General features: G+C 34.2%; 27 protein-coding genes and 1 tRNA gene. 20 read left to right on the top strand and 8 right to left on the bottom strand.

Features of this window, described 5'->3' with window-relative positions:
• Window positions 1–121: 121 nt before the first annotated feature.
• A complete protein-coding gene (locus THEXY_RS08675) occupies window positions 122–1,048 on the bottom strand; it encodes an LCP family protein (protein ID WP_013788465.1) in 927 nt (308 codons plus the stop codon).
• Between the two features lie 146 nt (window positions 1,049–1,194).
• Between THEXY_RS08675 and THEXY_RS08670 the strand changes: the two genes are divergently transcribed.
• From THEXY_RS08670 to THEXY_RS08660, 3 genes are all read left to right on the top strand, one after another.
• Window positions 1,195–2,244: a YkvI family membrane protein gene (locus THEXY_RS08670; protein WP_013788464.1), complete on the top strand. Its 1,050-nt coding sequence runs from the start codon at window positions 1,195–1,197 to the stop codon at window positions 2,242–2,244.
• Window positions 2,245–2,340: 96 nt separating this feature from the next.
• Window positions 2,341–2,994, top strand: a complete 654-nt coding sequence (locus THEXY_RS08665) for a DUF2225 domain-containing protein (protein ID WP_013788463.1) — start codon at window positions 2,341–2,343, stop codon at window positions 2,992–2,994.
• A gap of 64 nt (window positions 2,995–3,058) precedes the next feature.
• A complete protein-coding gene (locus THEXY_RS08660; RefSeq protein WP_013788462.1) occupies window positions 3,059–5,758 on the top strand; it encodes a calcium-translocating P-type ATPase, SERCA-type in 2,700 nt (899 codons plus the stop codon).
• Window positions 5,759–5,761: 3 nt separating this feature from the next.
• Here the strand turns inward: THEXY_RS08660 and THEXY_RS08655 are convergent, their stop codons facing one another.
• Genes THEXY_RS08655 through THEXY_RS08645 form a run of 3 tightly spaced genes read right to left on the bottom strand, consistent with a single transcriptional unit; the run spans window position 5,762 to window position 7,974 of the window.
• Window positions 5,762–6,094 (bottom strand): hypothetical protein, encoded by a 333-nt coding sequence (locus tag THEXY_RS08655; protein WP_013788461.1) that lies wholly within the window; start codon window positions 6,092–6,094, stop codon window positions 5,762–5,764.
• A gap of 53 nt (window positions 6,095–6,147) precedes the next feature.
• Window positions 6,148–6,564, bottom strand: a complete 417-nt coding sequence (gene ndk, locus THEXY_RS08650; RefSeq protein WP_013788460.1) for a nucleoside-diphosphate kinase — start codon at window positions 6,562–6,564, stop codon at window positions 6,148–6,150.
• Window positions 6,565–7,974, bottom strand: coding sequence for an MFS transporter (locus THEXY_RS08645; RefSeq protein ID WP_013788459.1), 1,410 nt, complete (start codon window positions 7,972–7,974; stop codon window positions 6,565–6,567).
• A 175-nt stretch (window positions 7,975–8,149) separates the two neighbouring features.
• Between THEXY_RS08645 and THEXY_RS08640 the strand changes: the two genes are divergently transcribed.
• The 4 genes from THEXY_RS08640 to THEXY_RS08625 all read left to right on the top strand — a co-directional run bounded on the left by THEXY_RS08640 (window position 8,150) and on the right by THEXY_RS08625 (window position 12,143).
• Complete coding sequence (locus THEXY_RS08640) at window positions 8,150–8,959, top strand: lipid II flippase Amj family protein (RefSeq protein WP_013788458.1); 810 nt, start codon at window positions 8,150–8,152, stop codon at window positions 8,957–8,959.
• Between the two features lie 82 nt (window positions 8,960–9,041).
• Window positions 9,042–9,518, top strand: a complete 477-nt coding sequence (locus tag THEXY_RS08635) for a ribonuclease H-like YkuK family protein (RefSeq protein ID WP_013788457.1) — start codon at window positions 9,042–9,044, stop codon at window positions 9,516–9,518.
• Between the two features lie 171 nt (window positions 9,519–9,689).
• Window positions 9,690–10,877: an FprA family A-type flavoprotein gene (locus THEXY_RS08630; protein ID WP_013788456.1), complete on the top strand. Its 1,188-nt coding sequence runs from the start codon at window positions 9,690–9,692 to the stop codon at window positions 10,875–10,877.
• Window positions 10,878–10,952: 75 nt separating this feature from the next.
• Entirely contained in the window at window positions 10,953–12,143 is a 1,191-nt protein-coding gene (locus THEXY_RS08625) for an NAD(P)/FAD-dependent oxidoreductase (RefSeq protein ID WP_230197573.1), read from the top strand.
• Between the two features lie 18 nt (window positions 12,144–12,161).
• Here THEXY_RS08625 and THEXY_RS08620 read toward each other — a convergent pair whose 3' ends face one another.
• Window positions 12,162–13,025, bottom strand: a complete 864-nt coding sequence (locus THEXY_RS08620) for a phosphatase PAP2 family protein (protein WP_013788454.1) — start codon at window positions 13,023–13,025, stop codon at window positions 12,162–12,164.
• Window positions 13,026–13,190: 165 nt separating this feature from the next.
• On the opposite strand from THEXY_RS08620, the gene THEXY_RS08615 reads away from it, so the two are divergent.
• The 6 genes from THEXY_RS08615 to larC2 all read left to right on the top strand — a co-directional run bounded on the left by THEXY_RS08615 (window position 13,191) and on the right by larC2 (window position 17,068).
• Complete coding sequence (locus tag THEXY_RS08615; RefSeq protein WP_013788453.1) at window positions 13,191–13,661, top strand: hypothetical protein; 471 nt, start codon at window positions 13,191–13,193, stop codon at window positions 13,659–13,661.
• 82 nt (window positions 13,662–13,743) lie between these two features.
• Window positions 13,744–14,259, top strand: a complete 516-nt coding sequence (locus tag THEXY_RS08610) for a CDP-alcohol phosphatidyltransferase family protein (protein ID WP_013788452.1) — start codon at window positions 13,744–13,746, stop codon at window positions 14,257–14,259.
• A 68-nt stretch (window positions 14,260–14,327) separates the two neighbouring features.
• Window positions 14,328–15,155 carry an ATP-dependent sacrificial sulfur transferase LarE gene (gene larE / locus THEXY_RS08605; RefSeq protein ID WP_013788451.1) on the top strand — a complete coding sequence of 276 codons (828 nt, stop codon included), beginning with the start codon at window positions 14,328–14,330 and terminating at the stop codon, window positions 15,153–15,155.
• Window positions 15,142–15,897 carry a nickel pincer cofactor biosynthesis protein LarB gene (gene larB, locus THEXY_RS08600; protein ID WP_013788450.1) on the top strand — a complete coding sequence of 252 codons (756 nt, stop codon included), beginning with the start codon at window positions 15,142–15,144 and terminating at the stop codon, window positions 15,895–15,897. Before larE ends, larB begins: the two co-directional genes overlap by 14 nt.
• 5 nt (window positions 15,898–15,902) lie before the next feature.
• Window positions 15,903–16,637, top strand: a complete 735-nt coding sequence (gene larC, locus THEXY_RS12910) for a nickel pincer cofactor biosynthesis protein LarC (protein ID WP_041592109.1) — start codon at window positions 15,903–15,905, stop codon at window positions 16,635–16,637.
• Window positions 16,638–16,672: 35 nt separating this feature from the next.
• Complete coding sequence (larC2, locus tag THEXY_RS12905; RefSeq protein WP_041592108.1) at window positions 16,673–17,068, top strand: nickel pincer cofactor biosynthesis protein LarC2; 396 nt, start codon at window positions 16,673–16,675, stop codon at window positions 17,066–17,068.
• A gap of 19 nt (window positions 17,069–17,087) precedes the next feature.
• Here the strand turns inward: larC2 and THEXY_RS08585 are convergent, their stop codons facing one another.
• Window positions 17,088–17,642 carry a biotin transporter BioY gene (locus THEXY_RS08585; protein ID WP_041592107.1) on the bottom strand — a complete coding sequence of 185 codons (555 nt, stop codon included), beginning with the start codon at window positions 17,640–17,642 and terminating at the stop codon, window positions 17,088–17,090.
• 378 nt (window positions 17,643–18,020) lie between these two features.
• Here THEXY_RS08585 and THEXY_RS08580 point away from each other — a divergent pair, with 378 nt between their 5' ends.
• From THEXY_RS08580 to THEXY_RS08550, 7 genes are all read left to right on the top strand, one after another.
• A complete protein-coding gene (locus tag THEXY_RS08580; protein WP_013788448.1) occupies window positions 18,021–20,657 on the top strand; it encodes a valine--tRNA ligase in 2,637 nt (878 codons plus the stop codon).
• A gap of 28 nt (window positions 20,658–20,685) precedes the next feature.
• On the top strand, window positions 20,686–21,222 hold the full coding sequence (locus tag THEXY_RS08575; RefSeq protein ID WP_041592106.1) for a GNAT family N-acetyltransferase: 537 nt from the start codon (window positions 20,686–20,688) through the stop codon (window positions 21,220–21,222).
• A 57-nt stretch (window positions 21,223–21,279) separates the two neighbouring features.
• Window positions 21,280–22,557 (top strand): bifunctional folylpolyglutamate synthase/dihydrofolate synthase, encoded by a 1,278-nt coding sequence (locus THEXY_RS08570; RefSeq protein WP_013788446.1) that lies wholly within the window; start codon window positions 21,280–21,282, stop codon window positions 22,555–22,557.
• Window positions 22,558–22,607: 50 nt separating this feature from the next.
• Window positions 22,608–22,841 (top strand): hypothetical protein, encoded by a 234-nt coding sequence (locus tag THEXY_RS08565; RefSeq protein ID WP_013788445.1) that lies wholly within the window; start codon window positions 22,608–22,610, stop codon window positions 22,839–22,841.
• 140 nt (window positions 22,842–22,981) lie between these two features.
• Complete coding sequence (locus THEXY_RS08560; protein ID WP_013788444.1) at window positions 22,982–24,391, top strand: ISLre2-like element ISTxy1 family transposase; 1,410 nt, start codon at window positions 22,982–22,984, stop codon at window positions 24,389–24,391.
• A gap of 375 nt (window positions 24,392–24,766) precedes the next feature.
• Window positions 24,767–24,841 (top strand) — tRNA-Pro (locus tag THEXY_RS08555).
• Window positions 24,842–24,904: 63 nt separating this feature from the next.
• On the top strand, window positions 24,905–25,816 hold the full coding sequence (locus THEXY_RS08550) for a YncE family protein (protein WP_013788443.1): 912 nt from the start codon (window positions 24,905–24,907) through the stop codon (window positions 25,814–25,816).
• Here the strand turns inward: THEXY_RS08550 and THEXY_RS08545 are convergent.
• A complete protein-coding gene (locus THEXY_RS08545) occupies window positions 25,800–26,318 on the bottom strand; it encodes a DUF4364 family protein (RefSeq protein WP_013788442.1) in 519 nt (172 codons plus the stop codon). The two genes, THEXY_RS08550 and THEXY_RS08545, sit on opposite strands and share 17 nt — an antisense overlap.
• Before the next feature lie 94 nt (window positions 26,319–26,412).
• A complete protein-coding gene (locus THEXY_RS08540; RefSeq protein WP_013788441.1) occupies window positions 26,413–26,709 on the bottom strand; it encodes an alpha/beta-type small acid-soluble spore protein in 297 nt (98 codons plus the stop codon).
• Window positions 26,710–26,732: the final 23 nt, after the last annotated feature.

Here is a 26,732-nt window from a genome sequence, read left to right as displayed (position 1 = left end):
CCTATTTATGAAAAAATTTCATCTTTATTATATGACTATGGAAAAATATAGTCAATATAATTTCGGCAACTTTTTCAAAACTTCAGCTAAAATTGTGATTTTTTTGATATAAGTCGACAATTTACTTAAATTCTTTAAGTATTTCATTCAGTTTTTCCATATCGGGCTTCCAGTAGCTTATATTGTTTAAATTATAGAAACTTCCTGGCACTGTATAAGTTTTAATGTCATCAGCGTTTACATCTTTCATCACCGAAATCAAGGCAAGTATCTGATTGAAGTTAAGGTTTGTGTATATATCACCTTTAAAAGCATCGTACAATTTTATGTATGAAGATACATCATTTTTGTTTGCCTTTAATTGTTTTAAAAATGCCAGTAAAAATTGTTGCTGCCTTTTTACTCTATTTATGTCTCCCATCGGGTCGTAACGCCATCTAACATATTCTTCAGCTTTTTTGCCGTCTAAAACCTGATACCCTTTGTTTAAATTGGCACCGTGTGTATGCATGTCTTCTTCAACGTTTATTGGAACGCCACCAACCGCATCGACTATCTGAGAGATGTTTTGCATATCTATTGATATGTAGTAATTAACATCGATTCCCAGAAAATTGCTGATTGTCTTTAAGCTTAGTTCATATCCACTTTTGCCCATGCCACCATATGGATATGCAGCATTTATTTTATCGTATCCTTTTCTACCTGGTATTTGAACGTATGTATCTCTTGGAATCGATAAAAGATTTACTTTTTTTGTTTTTAAGTCGATTGAAAATATCCCTATTGTATCTGTCCTAAAGTTTCCTATTGTTTTTATTCTTTCATCTGTCATATCTAAACCGAGAAATGCCAAATATATTTTTTCACTGCTAAATTCAGAATTGTTTTTTTTAGCTTTATCAGTAATTTTTGAGCTATTTGGCATTTTAGTGCTTGAAAATGCGGATGTTGGATTTTTAAATGTATTATAGCTATTATAACCAAATATAGATAAAATAATTGCAAAAATAATAATCAATGTTAAAATAATTGTTTTTTTTCTCATTTTATTTCTCCTCGTCAAATTTTTGATTTAAAAATCCCACTTTATAAGATTATACAACAATCAAATATAATATTAAAAGTGATTATAAATAAAAATCATTTAGGAGAATATATATATTAGTGAAAAATCGTTTAGGAGGCGCAATCTTGAAGAATAAAAGATTGTCGGTATTTTCAATTACTGCTACATATATAGGTACTGTAGTCGGTGCTGGGTTTGCATCTGGACAGGAAGTACTGCAATTCTTTGGATATCACGGTGTAAAAGGATTTGTGGGTCTTTTTGTCGCAGCCATCATGTTTATTGTATATGGGTATTTTATTTTGCTATTGGGCAATAAACTTAATGCTTCTTCACATTATGAGGTTATTATGGATGTTGGAGGCCCTTTTTTTGGCAAAATAATGGATTATGTGATAATATTTTTTTTATTCGGAGCTTTTACGGCAATGCTGGCAGGTACAGCAGCGATTTTTAAAGAGCAGTTTGAGCTACCATCTCAGTTTGGAGCTGTTTTGATGGCTGTAATATCAGTCATGACAGTTTTGACAGGAATAGCAGGTGTTATTTCTGCTATTTCTTTTGTAGTGCCGATTTTATTGCTGGGAGTATTTTTAATAAGTGCATTAGCACTTTTTTATACACCAGATATTTCTGTATTAAACCGCATATCAATGCCATTTGATGCAGCCGTCAAGAATTTTTTTGTATCTGGGGTTATTTACGCTTCATATAATTTGCTAATGTCTGTGGCAATTTTGGCGCCACTTGGAAATCAAACAACGAATAAATCGGATTTAAAATTAGGTGCATTATTTGGAGGTTTAGGTTTATGGGCAGGTGCTACGATGATCTTGGTGGCGATTCTTTTGAATATGCCTCACGTTTCCAATTATCAAATACCTATGCTTTACATAGCTGGAAAATTCTCAAAATTGCTTAAGCTTATTTACAGTTTTATTTTAATTGCAGAGATTTATACGACAGCAGTTGGGAATCTTTATGGATTCGTGGCAAGATTGACTGATGCTAAAAGTACATTGTATAAAGTTTGTACAATCATTACAGGTGGTGTAGGACTGATATTAAGCGGGTTTGGTTTTTCAAAATTAGTACACTACATGTACCCAGTTGCAGGTTATGCTGGAATTGTGATGCTGATTGGGATAACATATGGTTTAATGAAGAAAAAATGATGTAAATAAGCTAATTTGCTAATATTTTTTGCTTGTAATTCGAAATATATATTGGATAATAGTATTGCTGCAGACTTCATAGACAGGAGTGAAACCATGGATTCTTTTTTGTATGATACAAAGACAAAATGTCCAGTATGTGGCAGAGAATTTACTTATACTAAAGTAAGAATGTCGCATTTGAGAATTAGAGAAATCAGAAAGGATCTGTATACAAAGTATGAGGGAATAGAGCCTTTTTTTTATGATCCCATTGTATGCCCAAATTGTGGTTATGCTGCATTAAACGAATCTTTTAACAACATTACTGAAGAAAGTAAAAAAGAAGTTCTTTCAAAAATCACTACAAATTGGACAAAAAGAAAGTTTTCTGGTGAAAGGACTCCTAAAAAAGCTTTAGAATCATATCTTTTGTCTTTATATTGTTCAGAAATAAAGAACGATAAAGATATAATATTTGCTAAGACATGCTTAAGGATAAGTTGGATATACGACATATTAGGAGATACTGCCAATAAAATAAAGTTCTTAAAGATTTCATTAGATAAGTATGAGAAAGCATATGAAGGAAATGATTCATTTGAAGGTGAAATACAGCTTATATATTTGATAGGTGAGCTAAACAAGATATTAGGCAATAGAGATGAAGCTCTAAAATGGTTTAATAAGGTAATAAATCATCCATTGAGAAGCAATTATTCTATGATAGTTGATTTTGCAAGGGATGAATGGCAAAGCCTAAAAATATGAGGTCATGTTTTTACATGTGACCTCATATTTTTATATGAGGAGAAATGTACAAAGGGGGATACAAATGTTTCAAACAAAAAAACCAGAAAATAGTACAATTTACTTCTTTAACGATGAATCTGTCAAAAATGGGTTAAGCGAACAAGAAGCACGCAAGAGATTATTGAAATACGGTCATAATGTTCTTGATGAAGGTAGAAAATTGACTGCTTTCGATATTTTTTTAGATCAATTTAAAGATTTCATTGTGATGGTTTTGTTGGTTGCAACGTTGATTTCTGCTCTAATGGGAGAAATAGCCGATGCTGTGACGATCACGGTTATTATAATCCTTAACGCAATTCTTGGTTTTGTGCAAGAATACAGGACCGAACAGTCACTGGATGCTCTGAAAAAACTTTCTGCGCCATCTTCAAAGGTTTTAAGGGATGGTGTTGTAAAAGAAATACCTTCAGAAGAAATAACAGTTGATGATGTAATATTGCTTGAAGCAGGCGACAAAGTACCAGCAGATGCTATTGTATTTGAATCTTCTAACTTAAGGATTGATGAATCTATTTTAACAGGTGAGTCTATACCTGTAACAAAAGAACCTGTCGAAATAGGAAATAGGAGGGTGGCGCAAAAAAATAGCTTTATATACATGGGTACTGTAGTCACGAGCGGACGCTGCAAAGCTTTAGTTGTTGATGTAGGTATGAGGACTGAAATGGGCAAAATTGCAGGGATGATTAAAAATATTGACGATAGCATGACACCACTTCAAAGAAGGCTCGATAAATTAGGTAAGGTCCTTGTAACAGGTTCTTTATTAATTTGCGCTCTTGTGGTAGTTATGGGAATCATTAGAGGCGAGTCTATTTATTACATGTTTTTGTCTGGAGTTAGCCTTGCTGTAGCTGCTATACCTGAAGGTCTTCCTGCAGTTGTCACCGTATCGCTTGCTATAGGAGTACAAAGGATGTTAAAGCGAAATGCGATTGTCAGGAAACTTCCGGCTGTAGAGACGCTTGGATGTACAAATGTCATCTGTACTGATAAAACAGGCACTTTGACGGAAAACAAAATGACAGTTAAAAAGTTTTTTGTGAATGATAATGTTGTAGAAATTGAGGGAAAGTCAAACAACGTTAAATTTACAATAAATAGTAGGAAGGTAGAGCCAATTTATGATCCTGCATTAAAAAGGCTATTAGAAATAGGATGTATGTGCAATAATGCGGACGTAAAAATAGAAAAGGCCAAAGTAAGAAATGAAGTTGTAGAAGATGTAAAATACGTTGGAGATCCTACAGAAGCTGCCATTATGTATGCATCAATTTTAGGAGGTGTATCTAAAGAATACGTAGAAAAAAAGATGAAACGAATCGAAGAAATTCCATTTGATTCAGACAGAAAAAGGATGAGCGTAATAATTGAAGAAAATGGTATGATTTACGCATTTACGAAAGGAGCACCTGATGTTATAGTAGAGCTTTGCAATAAGATTTTGAAAGATGGTAGGGAAGTTTCTTTAAGCCAAATTGAAAAGAGAAAGATACTTGATGCAAACGAGAAGTTCAGTAAGGATGCTCTTAGGGTATTAGCATTTGCATATAGGAGGCTTCCTAAAGGAGTTAGATACAGCGATCCTTCAATAGTTGAAAGGGATTTAGTCTTTGTTGGATTAGAAGGAATGATAGATCCACCCAGAAGAGAAGTATACGATGCTGTATTAAAATGTAAATTGGCAGGTATTAAACCTATAATGATAACAGGAGACCATAAGTTAACTGCTACAGCTATTGCAGATGAATTGAATATACGCTCAAAAACTGATAATATAATGACGGGAGACGAGATAGATAGATTAGATGATAAAAAACTTAATGAAGCAGTAGAGAATACGACGGTTTACGCGAGAGTTTCTCCAAAACATAAACTGAGGATTGTAAGAGCTTTAAAAAGCAGGGGATATGTTGTTGCAATGACTGGAGATGGTGTAAATGATGCACCTGCCATTAAAGAGGCTGATATTGGTATTTCTATGGGGAAAAGCGGGACAGATGTAGCGAAAGAGGCATCTTCTATGATTTTGACTGATGACAATTTTGCTACCATTGTAGCGGCAATTGAAGAAGGAAGGATTATATACGACAACATAAGAAAATTTATAAGGTATTTATTGTCATGCAACATTGGAGAAGTAATAACGATGTTTTTAGCTGCTTTGTCATCTTTAGAGCTTCCGCTTGTTCCTATACAAATCTTGATGGTAAATCTTGTGACGGATGGGTTACCTGCATTAGCATTGGGGCTTGATCCTGCTGATAAAGACATAATGAATTTAAAGCCGAGAAAGGCAGATGAAAGCATTTTTGCAAACGGTCTTGGAATAAGAATAGGCATCGTTGGAACTTTAATGGCTGTTTGCACGCTGTCATCGTACATATTTGCTTTGACTTATGGCACATTGGACAGGGCAAGAACGATTGCGTTTTCGACTTTAGTCATGGTGGAGCTTATACATTCATTTGAATGCAGGTCTGAAAGACATTTGATATTCGAATTAGGCTTATTTACAAATAAATATCTTGTAGTTGCAGTTATTGCATCATTTTTGCTTTTTCTCTCAACTATATACATACCATTTTTAAGTGCTGTTTTTAGGACTATACCATTGACTTGGTTTGACTGGTTGGTAGTAGTATTTTTTTCATCTATAGAATTTGTTTTTAACAATCTGTATACTGCCTTTGTGTTGCCAAAAAAAGAGGCGAAGTAAAATTTACTTCGCTTCTTTTAAAACTTTCAAAGAATATCTAAGTTCTAAATAATTTACAAGTTTTTTTACCATGTCTTTCTTATCATCATTTATAAAATTCCATTTATGTCTGTAGTCTGCAATGATGGATTCTGATATTGTACTTTGATTTAACACATCTCTTTCAATGTCTTTGTATATAAAAAGCCTTGAAACTCTTCCAGCACCTTTTGACAATGTCTTCGGATTTATTCCGTAATCGACGACATCAGCTTGCACTAAAGCATACCAATTGTAGTCGTCTATCTTTCCATATATAATTCCATACTTGTTGGTTTTGCTGTATACTTTGATCATTGAATATTCTCCTCCAATAGAATTTTTCTTCTATTAGAGTTTATTTACTTGTCCTAAATTTTATTCGCGTATTCTGGAAACCATAAAAGTATTTCTCTTTTTGCACTTTCTAAGCTGTCAGAGCCATGCACTATATTGAATGTCGTATTTGTGCAAAAATCTCCACGTATTGTACCTGGTTGAGCATCTTCAATTTTTGTAGGACCGTTTAAGAGTCTTACTATTCTAACAGCATTATCGCCTTCTAAAACCATGGCGAAGACAGGGCCAGACATCATATATCGAATTAAATCATTGTAAAATGGTTTGTCTTTGTGCTCCTCATAGTGCTTTTGAAGGAGTTCCAAAGAAGGCCATATAACTTTTGCAGCTACAAGATTAAGTCCTTTGCTTTCGTACCTCTTTAATATCTCACCTATAAGTCCACGCTTTACACCGTCTGGCTTTACCATAGCAAATGTCCATTCCATTTACATTCCATCCTTTTCTAAATTATTCTTTTTATTAATTTTATCCCTAACGAGTGATGTTAATGCACAGATTATGGAAAATATCCCTGCTACTATATATGCATCCCTCAATCCAAGTAAAAACGCACTGCTACTGTTTATTTTAAGCGATTCATAAAACATCTGCCTGTTGGTAAATATTGCACTTCCCATGGCTATACCGAGAACCATTCCTGCATTTCTCATTGTGGCTAAGAAGGCAGATGCGATGCCGAGTCTATTTCTTGATACACTGCCCATTATAGAGCTGTTGTTAGGCGTTTGGAAAATTCCGTTGCCAATGCCGAAAAGACCTAATCTTAACATTATTGATGCCATCGATGAATGTAATGTCAGTGTAGACATAGAGAAAAGTGCAACGGCTGTAATCAAAGCGCCAATAGTAGATAAAATTTGTGCTCCATATCTGTCAGATAAAATGCCACTTAATGGTGCAACAACAAGCATTATCAACGGGAAAGATGTCATGATTATGCCAGATATATCTGTAGAATACCCAATTTTTTGTAAAAGAAAAGGAGTCAAAAACGTCATGGTGTTTTGCGCCATAAAATTTATTAAGGTGCTGAGATTTCCAAAGGTAAATAATCTTATTTTAAATAAGCTTAAGTCGAGCATTGGAAACTCTACTTTGTATTCTATTATTACAAATGCTATAAAAAATGTTATAGATGTCAATAGAGATACGATGCTTAAGATAGACGTCCAGCCCCAAGTACCTCCTTCAGATATAAATAGGAGAAGTGCAGTGAGAAAGATAAATGCTGATAATGCCCCAAATGGGTCAAATTTCTCTGGAATTCCTTTATTATCTGGAACTACTATTTGAGCCCATATAAAACCAATTATGCCTATTGGTATGTTTATATAGAATATCGATCTCCAGCCTAAGTATGTAAGCAAGAAACCACCTAATGTAGGTCCTATCGAAAGCCCTATAGATACGGCCATTGCATTAAAGCCTAATGCTTTCCCTCTTTCGCTTGGAGGGAATGTAGCAGTTATTATAGCCGGAGCCATTGACATAAGCATACCAGCACCTATAGCTTGAAAGGCCCTTACAATAATAAGCATGTAGATATTGTTTGACATACTTAATATGGCGGAAGTGACGGAAAAAGTTATAAGACCATACTGATATAGTTTTTTATAGCCTACCATATCTCCAAGCCTGCCAAATGTCAACATTAAACTTGAAAGCATTAATAAGTATGTCATCGAAATCCAGCTAGTAGTAGTAATATCTGTGTGGAAAATTTTTGCTAGTTGTGGCATTGCAATATTTGTTACACTGCCGTCTATAGGCCCCATGACTGTTCCTATTAGTACAGCAGATAAGATTATCCATTTATTAGTGCGAAGATTTTCCATTTGCGCCTTTTCCTTTCCTGTAGTTTCTATAGTGGTTTTGACATAAAAAATTATAACACAGTTTTTGCATAAAAACGAAATGAAATATGATTTTGCGGTTCATCGTCATGTATTGCTTTTTTTGTTAAATATGTCTATAATTTAACTTGTATATTTTAGCTTAGGATGTGTGCAGATGGTAGATGTAAAGAGGCTATTAATCGTTTGCTTTTTCACAATGATAATAAATTTGATCGATACATTATCGTATTCTATAAGGCCATCCGGCGTAAGGACCAGGAAGCTGGCAGTTTCATTATCATTGTTTAATATAATGGCTGTAATTTCCAGATTATCAAACATGATTCAAGGGCCCTTTTTAGGAAGTCTTGTTGATATATCCATAAAGTACAAAATGGTTTCAGCGCTAAGCATCGATATGAGATTTGTATTGTTGTCGGCTACATTAGGCGCTGTCATAGGTGCGCCGTTAATGCCTACGTTTGTTTCAGTGTTTTCGTCTGCCATAAATGGCATGGAGAAAGCTGGATCTGTGCCGAAACTTGTACTCATGTCTTTAAAGTGGAGCAGCATAAAGAAAATAAGGACTAAGATAGTTTTACCTAAGTTTAGCATGTTAAAAGGCATCAAAGAGACGAAAATACCTAAGAGCTTTCTGGTTTACAATGTGATAATCACTTCTATATACACAACAGGCATTATATCGTCTTTGTATGCAGGTGCATTGTTACCTGAATTTAGAACTACAGCAAGTTTGCTTTCGGGAATAGTCAATGGCTTTGCCACAATTCTTTTGACAGTCATTGTCGATCCTGTTGCAGCACTTATTACGGATCAAGCACTGGCTGGGAAAAGAACACAGCAAGATGTAAACACAATGGTGATATTATTAGTATTCGGAAAAATAATAGGTACGCTATTGGCGCAAATAGTCTTTGTACCGGCATCTCATTTGATTCTCTTTGTCACAAAATTAATTGTTTAATGAAAATTTAACACAGAAGAAACAAAAATAGTGTATAATATATAAAAAGGATTCTTATGAGGATCAAAGGAGATGGATAGCCTTGAATTTTGTAAATCCGACAAAAGGCGTTTTGGATATTGATAAGATGTTTAATGATATTGTGGAGTTTATAAAAGATGATAAGAATTCCAAGTACAAGCTTATGATAGGTACTGATTCACAGCCTGGTAAAGTCATATGCTTTGTTTCGGCAGTGATTATATATCGCGAAGGTAAAGGTGCAAGGTATTATTACAGGAAGTTTCAACATAAAAAAATTCCATCTCTAAGGCAAAGGATTTTTATGGAAGCTAATTACAGCATAGAGCTTGCAAATATATTGTCATCAAAATTTGAAAAAATGGGCAAGAAGGATTTTAATATAGAGATACATCTTGATGTTGGCGAGAATGGCATGACGAAAGATATTATAAAAGAAGTAGTGGGAATGGTTACTGGCTGTGGCTTTGATGCACAGGTAAAACCTGATTCATACGGAGCAAGCAAAGTAGCTGATAAACATACAAAGTCGATGTAAATCATGTTCAATGAAAACCTCTTTTGAGGTTTTTATTTTTTGGCAGTACATTGCAAATTAAATTTTGAAAAATTATTTTTTTAACTATTGCAATATTGGCAGCAAGTGGTATAATTAAATTAAGGAAATGAAATATTAATTAATAATAATTATTATTTATGGGGTGATATTATGGATAAAGTCGTTAAAATAAAAAATGATGTTTACTGGGTGGGAGTTTTGGATCCTGATCTTGAGTATTTTGATATAGTATGGAGAACACCATGGGGAACATCTTACAATTCATATCTTGTAAAAGGAAAAGAAAAAATTGCATTGATTGAAACGGTAAAAGAGCCATTTTACGATGAGTACGTCGATAAGATAAAAAGCTTTGTAAATTTAAAAGACATTGATTATATTATTGTAGACCATACAGAACCTGATCATTCTGGTGCATTGCCGAAACTTCTCAAAGAGGCGGTAAACGCAGAAGTCATTGGCAGCAGGACGGCTATAACTTTTTTGAAAGGACAGATAAACCGCGATTTTAAGTTTAGAATAGTAAATGATGGTGACTCTATTGATTTAGGCGGTAAGACATTAAAATTCATCATGGCACCGTTTCTTCATTGGCCAGATACGATGTTCACTTATTTAGAGGAAGAAAGAATTTTATTTACATGCGATGCTTTTGGCTGCCATTATACACCTAAACATCTTTTTAACGATCTTGAAGATGATTTTAAAGAAGCTTACAAGCTTTACTTTGATTCCATCATAAGCCCATTTAAGCCAAAGGTTTTGGAGGCATTGGAAAAAATTAAGGATATTCCTCTTGATGTAATAGCAGTAGGACATGGACCTGTGCTGAGGGAAAATATCGATAAGTATTTGCAGGATTATGAGAAGTGGAGCAAAGAAGATGTAGCTCAAAAAAAGAAAGTGCTCATATACTATGTTTCTGCATACGGAAACACGAGAAAAATGGCTGAGGAGATTGGCAATGGCATAAAAGATTCTGGAGTTATAGATGTTGAAATATACAACGCAAAAGCTGTTGATTTAGATGATGTTAGAGATAAGATTGAAAAAGCAGATGGACTTTTGTTTGGTTCCCCTACAATTACCGGTGATGCTGTTGAACCTATATGGAATGTTATAGATAGAATAAATCCAATAAAGAATAAGAATAAGCCTGCTGCAGTTTTCGGATCTTATGGATGGAGTGGCGAGGCAATACCATTGATGGAAGAAAGGCTAAAAGGTCTTAAACTTAATTTAGTTGAGCCGGGTCTTAAAGTTAATTTTATTCCAAGTGATGACGATATTGAAAGATGCAGAGATTTTGGAAGAATATTTGCTTCATCGCTTGTATAACATAAGAGTTTTATATGCGTGCTGCATATAACACAAATTAAAATTTTCACATATAAAATTTGGAAAGGACTGATAATGATGAATTTCATAATAATAGGAAACGGGATTGCTGCACTTCAAGCTGCTGAAAATATCAGAAAGAACGATGGTGAATCAAAAATTACGATGATTTCGAGGGAGAAATACAACACATATTACAGGGTGAAATTGTCACATTTACTTGGGCAGCAATTTGATTTGGAAAAATTATATGTAAAGCCTGATCAATGGTATAAAGATAACAATATAGACGTTTTGCTTAAGAGAAATGTGCTTTCAGTAGATACAGATAAAAAAATTGTGAAGTTGGATGACGGCAGCATTTTAACATATGATGTTCTCATAATCGCATCTGGAAGTCATAGTTTTGTTCCACAAGTTAAAGGAAACGATAAAAAAGGTGTTTACACTGTGAGAAGCCTTGACGATGTGGAAAAATTAAACGAGCATATAAATGGCAAAAAACGAGGTGTAGTAGTGGGCGGTGGATTGTTAGGACTCGAAGCGGCCTGGTCATTAAGACAAAGTGGTTACGACATGACAGTTGTAGAATTTTTTCCAAGGTTGCTGCCTAAACAGTCTGACGAGGAAGGATCAAGGATTATTGAAAAGATCATTAAAGATAGCGGTATAAATCTTGTATTAGGTGCAGAAGTAGAGGGGATAATTGGTGATACAGCAGACGGTGTTATGCTTAAAAATGGAATTAAAATAGATGCTGATTTTGTGATATTTTCAGCAGGCGTAAGACCAAATTTGGATGCGATTAAAGATTCAGGCATAAAAGTCAATAAAGGAATTGTAGTTGATGATTTTATGAAGACAAATATTGACGATGTATATGCAGCAGGTGATGTTGCTGAGCACAACGGCAAAATATATGGGCTTTGGACCGTCGCTTTGGCTCAAGGGAGGACGGCAGGTTTAAATGCTGTTGGTGTTAATACGGTATACAAAGAAGTCCTTCCGTCAAGCACATTGAAGATAACTGGTGTGGATGTTTTTTCATCGGGAAATATTTTCGATGAAGCTGCTATATCCTACAGATATAAAGATGGAAATACTTATTATAAATTGTTTGTTAAAGAAAATAAATTGATAGGAACAATTCTCATAGGTGATATAAGCTATTCTACAAAAATAAAGAAAGTCATAGATTCTGGGCTTGATTTAAAAGAGCTTTTAGATTCATCTAATGATGCCAAGGAAATATTAGAAAAAATATAATACTTGGCAATCCAAGTATTATAAGGTTTTTTTGTTAAGCTTGAGTTTATTGAATAGAAGTGGTGCTCCAATTGAAATCCATAATCCGCCAATGAAATATCTAAATGCATTGAAAATTTCTGTATAAGGCAGCAAATATTTCAAAGTGCTTAATATTACAGCAAAAATTGATATACCAATTATCAACTTTGCTATTTGACCTTTAACCGTGTTATTTACGGTAAATTTAAAGTAATGTTGGTCAATAAAATATCCTATCATTGTACCAGATGCCAATGCCATGTATTCGAAGTTTTCATTGTATGGAAACAAAATTATCAATCCTAGAGGCACAATTAGCGAAAGAATTATCTTATATATAAGCTTTATATCATACTTACCTTCGATTATTATGCTGTCTACAAGTTCCGCGACTATTATCACTAACAAAGCGATTAAAATTCCACCAACTATATCGACAGGCCAGTGAACGCCAAGGTACAACCGCGAAAGGGAGACGAGTATTATTGCAGCAACACCTAAAATTTTTGTGATTTTCTTATTGTATTTAAACATCATTGTGCCCCAAAACGTAGTTGTACCTTGTGCATGGCCACTGGGAAATGAATATCCGCCAGCGGATTGTGTAAAAATCGATCTGATACCAGGGTATCCAATTGGCCTTTGAACCATTGTTACGTTTTTTATTACTGTATTGACGTATATAGATGACAAAAGCACTAACCCCAATTTAAGTCCAAATCTTTTATCAATGCACCAATAAAATAAAGGCAGTGCTAAAAAATAAAATAATGAGCTTCCCATCATTGTTATACATATAAAAAAATAATCTAAAATTGGATTTGATAGAAGCTGAATATCCTTTATTATGGCTGCTTGCATTTTATCACCTCGATATATATATTCTACAAGTTTGCAAATCTTCCTTCAATATTAATTGAGTAATTCATAAAATTATTTATAATCATCTTTGTCGAAAATTATTTTCTTTTAGAAAGAAGGATTTTTAAAATTTATAAAGAATAATAATATATAGGTGGTGTTAATGTGAAAGCTGAAAAGATATTTTTGAGAGATGTGGAAAAGAGGGACAAAAAGTCATTTTCTATATGGCTTAAAGATGTTGATGTAGTGAAATTTTTGATAGACATGTTTAAGGTGTCAAGAAAAAGTGAAAATGTATTGAATATTCCCTTCGGGAAAAACAGAAAAATATTTATACTGCAAACAAATGAAGGAGAAAATATAGGTTTTTGTGGACTTTACAATATCAACTGGCAGCTTAAAAGATGTAGCATGTATGTTTACATCGACGATTGTGAAAATGTAAGCGATGATGTTATTAGCGATGCTATGAATTCTATTGTAAAAAGCATAGATCTTTTGAAGAAATTCAGGATATTAGAAGTTCACGCTAAAGCTGACATCTTGAAAAAATATATAGAAAAAATGAACGATGGTAAAAAGTGCGATAATGAGTTTGTTTTTGAGATAGGATTAAACGGTAAAATTGTGTGAAGGCCTTGAAGGCCTTTATTTACTTTTTGTTAAATAAATAATATAATACAATACAAGCGATATTTATTTAAGAGGTGCTTTTATGAACATACCGAATACATTGACATTGATTAGATTTGTACTTATACCTGTTTTTGTTTACAGTTTTTTTTACATATACAATGGAAATATTTATGCCGCAGCAGTATTCTTGATATCTGGACTTACTGATGTGCTTGATGGGTATATTGCTCGCCATTACAACCAGATAACGAAAGTAGGTATATTGATGGATCCACTGGCAGATAAGTTGATGATTATAACTGTCTTATTAAGCCTATGGATTAAAGGTATAATACCATTCTTTATAATTTTGATCGTCATTATAAAAGAAGTTACAATGATAATAGGTGCATTTATTTTGTACAAAAGAAAAGATATCACAATACCTGCTAATAGATTTGGAAAAACTGCAACACTTCTTTTTTATGTAGCTATAATTTTTTCGATATTTGATTGGCCTTATGGTCTTACACTTATGATAATAGCGCTGATTTTAGCACTTGTAGCTTTTTTTATTTATTCGATAGAATTTAGGCTTTACAATAAAAAGCAGTAGTTTATATTAATGTTAAGAGTTTTGTTTTTCAAGTTTTTTGTGTTATATTTTTTTGAGGGGGTATGGCTATGAAACTGGAAGAAAAATACGAAAATTTAAAGAAGTACATAGAGAAACTTGGAAGTGCTGTCATAGCTTTTTCCGGAGGGGTTGATAGCACTTTTCTTGCAAAAGTCTGTTATGATGTGCTTAAGGATAGATGTGTAGCTGTTACTGCTACATCTTCTACATATCCGCAAAGGGAATTTAAAGAAGCGCAAGAGTTGGCCAAACAAATTGGTATAAGGCACAGAATCATAAGGTCTGAAGAGTTAGAGATTGAAGGTTTTTCAAAAAATCCTATAGATAGATGCTATTACTGTAAAAGCGAGTTATTTTCAAAGTTAAAGAATGTTGCAGAAGAAGAAGGCATTGAGTATGTTTTGGATGGTACAAATTACGATGATACCGGGGACTTCAGGCCTGGCAGACGTGCAGCAAGGGAATTAGGCGTAAAGAGTCCTCTTTTAGAGTGTGGATTTACCAAGAATGACATAAGAGAGATGTCTAAAATTTTAGGGCTTCCAACATGGAATAAACCTGCGTATGCATGCCTTTCTTCTCGTTTTCCATATGGGCAGGAAATAACAGATCAGAAATTGTCTATGGTGGATAAAGCAGAAGAATATCTTTTGAAATTAGGCTTTGTTGGTTTTAGAGTAAGACATCATGGTGATATTGCCAGAATAGAGCTTGACCAAAAACAGATCAACATGATGTTGGATGAGTCTGTGAGAAAAAATGTAGTTTTAAAATTGAAAGAGATAGGGTTTAAATACGTGTCATTGGATCTTGAAGGATATAGGACAGGTAGCATGAATGAAGCCGTGGTGGAGTTGATAAATGATGTACGATAGTATTATAAAAGATGTACTTGAGAAATATAATAATGGTTTAATTAAATTGGAAGAAGCTGTTGAGGTATTAAAAAAACTTCCTTACGAAGATTTAGGATTTGCAAAAATAGATTACAATAGAGAAGTAAGGCGTGGATACCCTGAAGTTATATACTGCGAAGGAAAGACTCCTGAACAAGTGAGAGAAATAGCATTAAGAATGTATGAAAAAGGCAGCAATGTATTAGGTACAAGAGCATCTTTAGATCATTTTGAAGCAGTAAAAGAAGTATGCGATAAAGTTGTTTATTACGATGAAGCAAGGATAATATCAATTAGAACAGATGAAATAAAAAAAACGAAAGGTGTAATAGGAGTTGTTGCAGCAGGTACATCTGATCTTCCTGTAGCTGAAGAAGCGGCTGTAACTGCTGAACTTATGGGTAATTCCGTAAAACGTATATATGATGTAGGTGTGGCTGGAATACACAGATTGATAAGCAAAATTGATGAACTAAGGAGCTTTAGAGTCATAATATGTATTGCAGGTATGGAAGGTGCTTTGCCTACAGTTGTAGGTGGACTTGTTGCATGTCCAATCATTGCAGTGCCAACAAGTGTTGGATATGGTGCTAATTTTCATGGGCTTTCGGCGCTTCTTGCTATGCTTAACTCATGTTCCAGTGGTGTCAGTGTAGTCAACATTGACAATGGGTTTGGCGCAGCGTATTCTGCAAGTCTAATAAATAAGATAGGAGAGTAGCTATTATGAAGCTTTTGTACTTTGATTGTTTTGCGGGAATTTCAGGCGATATGACAATTTCCTCTCTTTTAGGACATGGCATAGTAGATGTAGATAAATTTAAAGAGGAGCTTAATAAGATTCCCTTAAGCGGATACAGTTTAAAATTTGGAACAACGCAGAAGAATGGGATAACTGCAAATACTTTTGAAGTCGACTTTGATGAAGGACATCACCATCACAGGACTATGAAGGACATTGAGGACATAATAAATGGAAGTTTGCTAAATGATAATGTAAAAGAAATGAGCCTTAAGATATTTCGCAATCTGGCAGATGCTGAAGGTAAAGTGCATGGACTGCCGTCTCATGAAGTTCACTTTCATGAAGTAGGAGCAGTTGATTCTATCATTGATATAGTTGGAACATCTGTGCTTGTAGACATGATAAGACCTGATAAAATCATCTTTTCAAAGCTGCCTTTAGGTTCTGGGTTTGTGAAAAGCCAGCATGGCTTAATACCTATTCCAGCTCCAGCTACAGCAGAATTATTAAAAGGCATACCTGTCTATGATAATGGAGTGTGTGGTGAGCTTGTGACGCCTACAGGTGCTGCAATAGCTAAAACATTGGCTCATGAGTTTGGAACGATGCCGGAATGTGAATTTGAGTCTATAGGATACGGTGCAGGGCATAAAGACCTTGAGGTGCCAAACGTATTAAGGACAATTGTAGGTACTGTAGAACTAAAAAAAAAGTAGAAAACATTTATATCCTTGAGACAAATATTGATGACATGAGTCCGGAGTATTATCAGTACATATTTGATAGGCTTCTAAAAAACGGAGCGTTGGATGTCTACATTACTCCCATATTTATGAAAAAACAGAGACCTGCTAATATGCTTTCTGTGCTTTGCAAGGAAGAAAATTTAGAGAACGTAAGAAAAGTAATTTTTGAAGAGACATCTACATTCGGCTTAAGGCAGTATAAAGTTGATAGATATGCTCTTGATAGAGATTTTAAAGTCATTAGGACTCCGTTTGGAGATGTAAGAGTCAAAATGGGTTATCTGAATGGCAAATTTATAAAATCTCACATAGAGTCAGATGACGTGAAGAGAATTGCTGAAAAAACAGGACTTTCTGTGCAAGCTGTTTTAAATGTTTTGCGTGAATATGATGGCACATAAAAACTGAAAGTGCTACCTTTCAGCTTTTATGTGTTTTTTTTAATATTGGCATCAATTTTAAAGCTAAGTATGAAGACAGTAAAACTTTTATGAAATCACCAGGCATGTAAGGCAGTGCACCTAATAGAACTGCTTTTTTTAAATTTAATTGTGCTACAATGGTTAATTGCAGAACTCCCAAAACATAGACTATCACTATGCCACCGATTATATTAGAAATAATCAGCCTTAAAAAGCTTATCTTTTTAGATTTTAATAGCATAGACGTGACAAATGATGCAATTGGCATAGCCAATAAGTATCCGCCTGTAGGTCCAAACAGTATTCCTATACCGCCGTGAAATCCTGCAAAGACAGGTATTCCTATTGCACCAAGTGCAAGATAAATAATCATGCTTAAAAAAGCTGTTATTGGTTCTAAAAGACTTCCAGACAACATTAATGCCAGTGTTTGACCTGTTATTGGCACGGGCGAAAAAGGAAGTGGTATGCTTATGAAGCTTAGCACTATAGTGATTGATGCAAACATAGATGCTAATGTCAGCTTTTTTAAATGGTTGTTCAAAAGAATCACCTCCAACGTAATTTATTTGTATTATATAAAATACAACAGATATTTGTCAACTAATATTCTTAATATAGTTGACAAATTAAGTGATATTGACAATTTGTAAGTTAATGTATATATTAATATTAATAAAATATTTTGTTATGATAGTGAGGAGTAAATGTACCAGATAAAAGAGATGGAATCCCAAGGCTGAAAGGTTTCCTTGTTGTTGAGTACATTGAAGGTAGCACTGGAGCAAGTAAGCTGAAACTTAAGTAGGCTTAAACGGGTATGCCCGATACAGCTTAAGTTATAAAATAAGGTGGTACCGCGGAAAGCCTTCGCCCTTTTGGGAAAGGTTTTTTTATTTTATTCAAAACATAAAATTGAAAGGAGATAAAGATGGAAATTTCTAAGACGTACAATCCTAAGGAATTTGAGGATAGAATATACAAAGAATGGATGGAAAAAGGTTATTTTACGCCAAAGATTGATTTAAACAAGAAGCCATTTACTATTGTAATACCACCTCCAAACATAACAGGGCAATTGCACATGGGTCATGCTTTAGACAATACGATGCAGGACATAATAATCAGGTGGAAAAGAATGCAGGGCTTTGTGACTTTATGGATACCAGGTTCAGACCATGCCAGCATAGCTACAGAAGTTAAAGTTCTCGACCAAATCAGAGAAGAAACAGGGCTTACCAAAAGAGATATAGGGAGAGAAAAATTTTTAGAGAGAGCATGGCAATGGAAGGAAAAGTATGAAAACAGGATTTTAGATCAGCTTAAAAAATTAGGATCTTCATGCGATTGGACGAGAAAGAGGTTCACAATGGATGAAGCGCTGTCGAAAGCCGTAAGAGAAGTCTTTGTTTCCCTTTACGAGAAAGGTCTTATTTATCGTGGTGACAGAATAATAAACTGGTGCCCCAGTTGTAAAACTGCATTGTCAGATGCTGAAGTAGAGCACGAAGATGAATCAGGACATCTTTGGTACATAAAGTATCCTGTAAAAGGTGAAGAAGGATACATAACAATAGCTACTACAAGGCCTGAGACAATGTTAGGAGATGTAGCAGTAGCAGTCAATCCAAATGATGAAAGATATAAACAGCTTATAGGCAAAGTTCTTATATTGCCAATTGTCGGGAGGGAAATTCCGGTCGTAGGGGATGATTACGTAGATCCTACGTTTGGAACAGGAGCTGTAAAGGTTACTCCTGCACATGATCCAAATGATTTTGAAATAGGAATAAGACATGGGCTTGATTTCATAAACATAATGAATGAAGACGCATCGATAAATGAAAATGGTGGAGAATACTATGGATTAGATAGATATGAAGCGCGAAAGAAGATAGTCGAAAAGCTAAAAGATATGGGACTTTTGGTAAAGGTAGAAGATCTAAATCATAGTGTAGGCCATTGTTATAGATGCCATACAACTGTTGAACCGTTTTTATCAAAGCAGTGGTTTGTCAAGATGGAGCCTCTTGCAAAGCCAGCACTTGAAGCTGTAAGGACAGGTAAAATAGAATTCATACCTGAAAGATTTGAAAAGATATATTTTAATTGGCTCGAAAACATCAAAGATTGGTGCATATCTAGACAGCTATGGTGGGGTCACAGAATACCAGCATGGTATTGTGATGATTGTGGTCACGTTAATGTCTCTAAAAACGATCCTGTATGTTGCGAAAAATGCGGTAGCAAAAACATACATCAAGATGAAGATGTGCTTGATACGTGGTTTAGTTCAGCGCTATGGCCTTTTTCCACGATGGGATGGCCTGAAGAAACTGAAGATCTTAAGTACTTTTTCCCAACCGATGTGCTGGTAACAGGCTATGACATAATATTCTTCTGGGTAGCCAGGATGATTTTCATGAGCTTGGAATTCATGAAAGAGGTGCCTTTCAGACGAGTCTTGATACACGGACTTGTAAGGGATTCGCAAGGCAGGAAAATGAGTAAATCTTTAGGAAATGGTATTGATCCTCTGGAAATAATAGAAAAGTACGGTGCCGATACACTGAGATTTACGCTTATAACTGGCAATGCCCCAGGAAATGATATGAGATTTAGCGATGATAAAGTGGAAGCCAGTAGAAATTTTGCCAACAAGCTTTGGAATGCATCAAGGTATGTGATGCTTAACCTTACAAGTGACGATACGACGCTTTACCTGGAAAATCTCAACATTGCTGACAAATGGATTTTAACAAGGCTGAATGATGTAGTAAAAGAAGTAACAGAAAACTTGGAGAAATACGAATTAGGGATAGCTGCTGGAAAATTGTATGATTTTCTTTGGAGTGAGTTCTGCGATTGGTATATAGAGCTTAGCAAACCTGTCCTTTATGGCGATGATTTTGAAGCAAAGAAGATAACGAAGTCTGTCTTAAGATATGTGCTTGATAATACATTGAGATTGTTGCATCCTTTTATGCCGTTTATAACAGAGGAGATATTTAAAAATATACCACATGAAGGCGATACGATTATGCTTAGCAAATGGCCTGAATACAGAGAAGACTTGATTTTTGAAAAAGAAGCAAAAGATACTATACTAATAATGGATGCAATAAAGACAATAAGAAATCTAAGGGCAGAGGCTTCTGTAGCACCGTCAAAAAAGGCGAGGGTTATAATCAATACAGACAAAGAGGATGTTATAAAAATATTTAAAGATGGAGAGAATTATATTACTAAACTTGCTGGTGCCAGCGAAGTGATGTATATTAAAGATAAAGATATGTTGCCTCAGAAAGCCATGTCAGGTTCAATTGAAGGTGCATTAGTCGTAATGCCTCTTGAAGATTTAATCGATATAAAAGACGAGATAGAAAGGCTTAGATCTGAAAGAGAGAGAGTTTTAAGCGAGATAAAGAGAGCTGAAGGTATGCTTAAAAATGAAAAGTTTATAGGTAAGGCACCAAAGCATGTTGTAGACGCTGAAAAAGAAAAGTACGAAAAATACAGTGAAATGCTTAAAAATCTTGATGAGCGTATTGAGTATTTGCTAAAATGATTTTGATGCCTCTGAAGGAGGTAATATGGTGTTTACACTATTCAAAAGGATAGAAAAAAATCCGACTTTAACAATACGAGAAGCAAATATCAAAGATGCCAAAGGAATAGTGAAACTAATCGAGAGTGTTGGAAAAGAGAAGATATACATGGTTTCAGAAGAGCCAGGATGGACAGAAGAAGAGGAAAGACAAATGATAAAGCGGCTTGATCGCGGAAAAGACCTGATTTTGGTTGCTGATTACGGTGGACAGATAGTTGGTTGCCTTACGCTTTTTAGATATTATGGTGGCAGATCTTCTAAAGTTCAACACGTAGGTGAGATTGGCATAAGCGTAGATGCTAAATACAGGAATATAGGCATTGGTTCGAAGCTATTTGAATACGCTATTGATTGGGCTAAAAAAAGAAGCTATTCAAAGCTGTGTTTAAGTGTATTTAGCTCTAATGCCAATGCCATTCATCTATATCAAAAATACGGATTTGAAGAAGAGGGACGAAGAAAGAAACAATTTAAAATCGGAAATGAATACGTAGATGAAATAATGATGGGATTATTTTTATAAAACATCCCCAGACAATTGATGTCTTGTCTGGGGTTTTGAATTTCGGAGGATGATAATGTGAATTACAGCGATGCAATAAAATACATTCACAACACTAATAAATTTGGCATAAAATTAGGGCTTGATAACATAAGGCGTCTTCTTGAATATATGGGAAATCCTCAAAAAAAACTTAAATTTATTCATGTAGCAGGTACAAATGGAAAGGGTTCTACATGTGCCTTTATAAATAGCATCTTAATCAATGCTGGATATAAAGTAGGACTTTACACCTCTCCGTATTTGGAAGAATTTGAAGAAAGAATGAGGATAAACAACAAAAATATTCCAAAGGATAAATTGGCAGATTACGTTGAATATGTAAAAGATGTTGTTGACAGGCTGTTGGCTGACGGGTATCATCATCCGACAGAATTTGAATTGATTACTGCAATTGCATTTAAGTATTTTCGCGATGAAAATGTCGATTTTGTGGTGCTGGAAGTAGGATTAGGTGGACGCTTTGATGCGACTAATGTCATTGACAATTCTTTGGTTTCTGTGATTTCGACAATAGATTATGACCATATGGACAAATTAGGAGATACTTTAGAAAAGATAGCCTATGAGAAAGCTGGAATAATAAAAGAAAATGGAATTATAGTAAGTTTTTACCAAAAAGATGAAGCGTTGCAAGTGATTGAAAGAGTGGCAAACCTTAAAAAAGCATCTTTGGATATTTTAGATATCAATGATGTCGAAATAATAGAGTCCAACAGCGAATATCAGATTTTTAATTACAGAGATTATAAAAATCTTAAGATATGTATAATTGGCAAACACCAGATTTACAATGCTTCATTGGCTTTAATGGCTGTAGAAAAACTTAGATCTCAAGGTATAACTATAAGCGAAGAGGCTATAAGAGTAGGGCTTGCCGATGCAAAATGGCCTGGCAGAATCGAAGTATTAAGCAGATGCCCATTTATCGTGATAGACGGTGCCCACAATCCTCAAGGCATGTCGGTATTAAAAGAAGCTTTAAATCTGTTTTCCTATGAAAGATTGGTGCTTGTCATTGGCATGTTGAAGGACAAAGACACAGACAAAATGCTTAAGTTAATAGTACCTCTGGCAGATATTGTAATAACGACAAAACCTGTAAGCGACAGAGCTTATACGGCAGAAGAATTAGCTGAAAAAATTAAAGGTGTGAATCCATTACATTTTGAAGATATAGATGATGCTATTAACGAAGCATTGAGAAAAGCAAATAAAAAAGATTTGATACTTTTTTGCGGTTCACTTTATATGATAGGTCATGTCAGAACATATTTAAAAAAGGTAATAAAATAATAAAGACTATAATATAATATAAAAAACTACAGTCTCTAGAAGGTGGTTGTATGGAATATAACAGTGCAGATCTTCTACAGGAGATAGACAATGCACTAAAGAGGCTTAAAGAGAGTGAATTATACCTTGAAAGGGTCGAGAAAGACAACTACCTTAAAACAAAGCTTGCACAATTAAAATATGATTTTGCAAGGGAAGAATACTTAAGACTTTTGAGAATTGCCAGAGACGAACATATAAAGTACGATATAAAGGACTTATATAAAAAGATCATAGATATTTGATAAGATGAGAATTCGAATTCTTACTTAGTGTAAAATTTTTTTAGGTGAAAAAGCAGGAAAATAGCGATGAAATGTAGAAATAAGACCTCACCATCCTCCCAAAAGGATGAGTTAGAAAATAAATAGGAAGGTGAGGTCTTATGAAAATAATTCAACATACACTTCAAAAATTCCTGCTTGTTGTAGAAAAAATTATTGGATTACTTGATGGAAAATATACCTATTTGGAATTTGAAGAAGAACTTAAAAAAATTCTAAATGAATTAGGAAAAGAGATTTGTGCAGATGTACTTCATGAACTTGATCAAAGCATATATAAAGATAAATACAAAAGGAAAAACTGGGTGGTAGTACAAAAAGATTGTGAAAGGACAATAACAACTGCATTTGGAGATATCACATACAAAAGACGATACTATAAAAACAAAGAAACAGGAGAGAAGGCATATCTCGTAGATAAAGCTGCTGGCATCCAAAAATATGAAAGAATAGATGCTGAGATTAAAGCTGATATAACGGATCTTTCTACAATACTCTCATATCAAAAAACCACTCAGGAACTTAAAAGAAATGGAGCTAACTGCAATGTAAGCCGGCAAACAGTAATGAACACATTAAGAAAAATAGACAACCTTCAAACATATGAAAAGCCAAAGACTAAAAAAGAAATAGAAACTTTATACATAGAAGCTGATGAAGACCATATACATCTTCAAAACGGCAAACCAGACATTGTAAAATTAATATACGTACACGAAGGAAAACAAACAATAACAAAAGGCAGAAATGAACTAAAAAATGCCGTATACTTTTCAGGTGTATACGAAGGAGAAAAAGTAGAAGAGTTATGGAAAGAAGTATGGGAGTACATTGTAAACACATATAACGAAGACAAAATAAAACGCATATACGTATCTGGAGATGGAGCAGAATGGATAAAATTCGGAGTAAAATATCTGCCTAATGCCGTATACGTATTAGACCTATTTCATCTACAAAAATACATAACAGCTGCAATAAAAGAAGATAAAAAAACAAAGAGAGAATTATGGAAAGCCATATTTAAAGCAGACAAACAAAAAGTCAATGAGCTTTTAACACAAAAATACAAAGAACTAGAATTAAACGGAACAGAAAATCCCGTAATGAAGTGCCAAACCTATATAAATAACAATTGGGATGGAATAAATTCATACAGCCTTTACAAAAAAGAAATAACAGGATGCAGTGCAGAAAGTCATGTAAGTCATGTACTTTCAGAGAGGCTATCAAGCAGACCAATTTCATGGAGCAAGGTTGGGGCTCACAAAATGGCAAAATTAAGAGCAATAAAAGCAAGCGGTATATCACTGAAAGATGTCGTATTAAAACAGCAATATGAAAGCTTAAAGCCAATAGAAATACCAAAGCAAACAGTGTATAAAGCGAAACAACAACTAAAGAAAATAAGATCAACTTATGAAAACATAATAAGCTTGCCAATATTGCAAAATAAAAAAACATTAACAAGTCAGGCTATAAAATCATTACTATTGAGAAATGCCATTTAAAAGTATGCATATATATTGAAGATTGTAGTTTTAGTTATTATTATGGGGAGCTTATTTGGGTTACCTATCACATGTAAAATTCATGAATAAATAGCATTGATATACATGATGGCTTCTTTGAAGAGCGTGAGAATCTGAGAATGAGTGAGATATTAAAAGAAAATCAAAGATTATAGAGTGAGTGGCGATTTTATGCTATCAAGAAGTTAAGAGACTTCAACACTAAAAAACTTTTCTTAAAATCCAGCTATCAATACTCATCCTTAGAGTGATAGTGAGGTCTTTTTTTCAAAAAAACCTAAAAATACTTGACACGATCAATTCTTAAATTGTACTTGATATAATAATTTGTTTATGATAAAATTGTAGATGCGTCGGGGCATGGCGCAGAGGTAGCGCGCGCGGTTCGGGACCGTGAGGTCGCAGGTTCAAATCCTGTTGCCCCGACCATTTTTGTGACATTAATGCCTTCTGTGCATATTATAAATTAGCATATGCATGGGGGGATGAACATTGAAAATATTTGTTGCCAACAAAGGTGATGACACTATAAGCTATATAAGCGACAATCATACCAAGGCATTTCTTAAGTTGATTAATGATGGCTTTACTTATAAGAGTGATAAATTCCACATACCGCAAAAAGGACCCCATAGATTGCTTATTGATAGCAGAAGAAAAGAACTTTATTCTCTAAATGTGTTTGATGATTCGATGAGTATTATTGGTATTAATGACTTTCGATTGCATGATACTGTATATATTGGATCTTCTCCCAACGATGGTATGATTTTAAATAATCGTATATATGTTTTAAATGGTGATGCAGATTGCCTAAGCGTATTTGACATAATGGCAGGTAAGATAGTAGAGCAGGTTAATGTGGGATTTCAGCCACAGTCTATAATATACAGTGAAAAGCATAATAAAATTTTTGTATCAAATACGAATTCTGATTCAATTTCATTGATAGATCCAATTGATCTACATGTAGAAAAAACATTGTCTGTTAAGTCAAAGCCATTTGGAATGTGCTTATCAGACGATGAAAAATTTTTATTCGTGGCGAACTCGTATTTGGAGACGGGGCTTGATGGTTCAATATCCGTATATGACATAATTAATGATACATTTGTCGATGACATTAAATGTGGAAAGCTGCCAATATCCGTTGCGTTTTCAAAGAAATATATATTTGTTGTAAATTCATGCTCTAATACTTTGATGAAAATTGATTTGCATACAAAAAAACGTACAGAACTTTTTTGTGGTTATATGCCGGTTTATGTAAGGGTGTTTAAAAATCATGCATTAATAACAGTTTCTGGTGAAAATAAGTTGATTTTAGTAGATATAGAAAATCTCAAAATTGAAAGAAAGATAGAAGTTGGAAAAGAGCCCGATGGTCTCATTTTTGAGGCGTAAGGGCTTTTACAATATAATTATATACGTCATTTGATTTTTGTTTCCAGTTATCACATACGATCTTTGCTTGTTGTGCATTTACTAAATTTAGATTTATCTCTATAAGGACAATGTCGTTTTCTACAACTTGTAAATTTGCGATGTATTCTCTCTCAGACTTCTTATAATATGTGGCTACATACTGTGATTCTTGTCTGAATTTTTCCTTATTTATAACTATGTATTCATCTATTTTTTTTCTCGTTTTTTCCTGAATGTGCTTAAAGAATAACTTTAATGCATTTAAACCAAACTCAGTTAATACGTATTTATTTTCCTTAAGATCTACAAAATTGCTTTCTTCTAATTCGTTTAGGTATTGCTGAAGATAGAAATAATTCATAAGGTTGTTATCAGAAATTATTCTGTTTATCTGTTCACCTGTAATAGGCATATCTATTCTATTTAAAATGTACAAAATTATCAATTTGTTTTCTGCTAATTCTTGAATCTCATAACTCAACTTTCACACCTCTCACAACATGTTGTATGATATTTATATTCTACCACAAAATATATATTAAAAAAAGAGAGTATTTTAAATACTCTCCAAAGTATCATTTGTTCATGTATTCTGCTTCACTGCCTGCTGCGCCATTTCCAATTTTTGTTGTCTTTTCGCCGCTTATGCTAATACCATTTGACATGGCGGATTCAGCGTAGTGTACCATTCTTTTTAGCATATGTCCTCCGACAGCACCGCAATCGCGAGACGTAAGTGTGCCCCAATAATCTTCAGATCCTTGTTTTACGGGCAAACCTAATTCTTTTGCTACTTCATATTTTAAATTATCCAGTGCTTGATGTGCTTCAGGCACTACTTTTGTTTTATCATTCCAACTTCCTCTTGCCATGTTTTTACCTCCTCAAAATTATT

The sequence above is a fragment of the Thermoanaerobacterium xylanolyticum LX-11 genome (assembly GCF_000189775.2).
Classification (GTDB): domain Bacteria; phylum Bacillota; class Thermoanaerobacteria; order Thermoanaerobacterales; family Thermoanaerobacteraceae; genus Thermoanaerobacterium; species Thermoanaerobacterium thermosulfurigenes.
This window is presented reverse-complemented; position numbering and strand designations above follow the sequence as displayed.

Coding starts and splice junctions, on each gene's coding strand:
- THEXY_RS08640 (WP_013788458.1), top strand. CDS start 8,150: ATGGTAGATGTAAAGAGGCTATTAATCGTTTGCTTTTTCACAATGATA.
- THEXY_RS08565 (WP_013788445.1), top strand. CDS start 22,608: ATGGAATATAACAGTGCAGATCTTCTACAGGAGATAGACAATGCACTA.
- larC2 (WP_041592108.1), top strand. CDS start 16,673: ATGAGTCCGGAGTATTATCAGTACATATTTGATAGGCTTCTAAAAAAC.
- THEXY_RS08625 (WP_230197573.1), top strand. CDS start 10,953: ATGATGAATTTCATAATAATAGGAAACGGGATTGCTGCACTTCAAGCT.
- THEXY_RS08665 (WP_013788463.1), top strand. CDS start 2,341: ATGGATTCTTTTTTGTATGATACAAAGACAAAATGTCCAGTATGTGGC.
- larB (WP_013788450.1), top strand. CDS start 15,142: ATGATGTACGATAGTATTATAAAAGATGTACTTGAGAAATATAATAAT.
- THEXY_RS08675 (WP_013788465.1), bottom strand. CDS start 1,048: ATGAGAAAAAAAACAATTATTTTAACATTGATTATTATTTTTGCAATT.
- larC (WP_041592109.1), top strand. CDS start 15,903: ATGAAGCTTTTGTACTTTGATTGTTTTGCGGGAATTTCAGGCGATATG.
- THEXY_RS08620 (WP_013788454.1), bottom strand. CDS start 13,025: ATGCAAGCAGCCATAATAAAGGATATTCAGCTTCTATCAAATCCAATT.
- THEXY_RS08655 (WP_013788461.1), bottom strand. CDS start 6,094: ATGATCAAAGTATACAGCAAAACCAACAAGTATGGAATTATATATGGA.
- THEXY_RS08580 (WP_013788448.1), top strand. CDS start 18,021: ATGGAAATTTCTAAGACGTACAATCCTAAGGAATTTGAGGATAGAATA.
- THEXY_RS08630 (WP_013788456.1), top strand. CDS start 9,690: ATGGATAAAGTCGTTAAAATAAAAAATGATGTTTACTGGGTGGGAGTT.
- THEXY_RS08560 (WP_013788444.1), top strand. CDS start 22,982: ATGAAAATAATTCAACATACACTTCAAAAATTCCTGCTTGTTGTAGAA.
- THEXY_RS08645 (WP_013788459.1), bottom strand. CDS start 7,974: ATGGAAAATCTTCGCACTAATAAATGGATAATCTTATCTGCTGTACTA.
- THEXY_RS08610 (WP_013788452.1), top strand. CDS start 13,744: ATGAACATACCGAATACATTGACATTGATTAGATTTGTACTTATACCT.
- THEXY_RS08540 (WP_013788441.1), bottom strand. CDS start 26,709: ATGGCAAGAGGAAGTTGGAATGATAAAACAAAAGTAGTGCCTGAAGCA.
- ndk (WP_013788460.1), bottom strand. CDS start 6,564: ATGGAATGGACATTTGCTATGGTAAAGCCAGACGGTGTAAAGCGTGGA.
- THEXY_RS08660 (WP_013788462.1), top strand. CDS start 3,059: ATGTTTCAAACAAAAAAACCAGAAAATAGTACAATTTACTTCTTTAAC.
- larE (WP_013788451.1), top strand. CDS start 14,328: ATGAAACTGGAAGAAAAATACGAAAATTTAAAGAAGTACATAGAGAAA.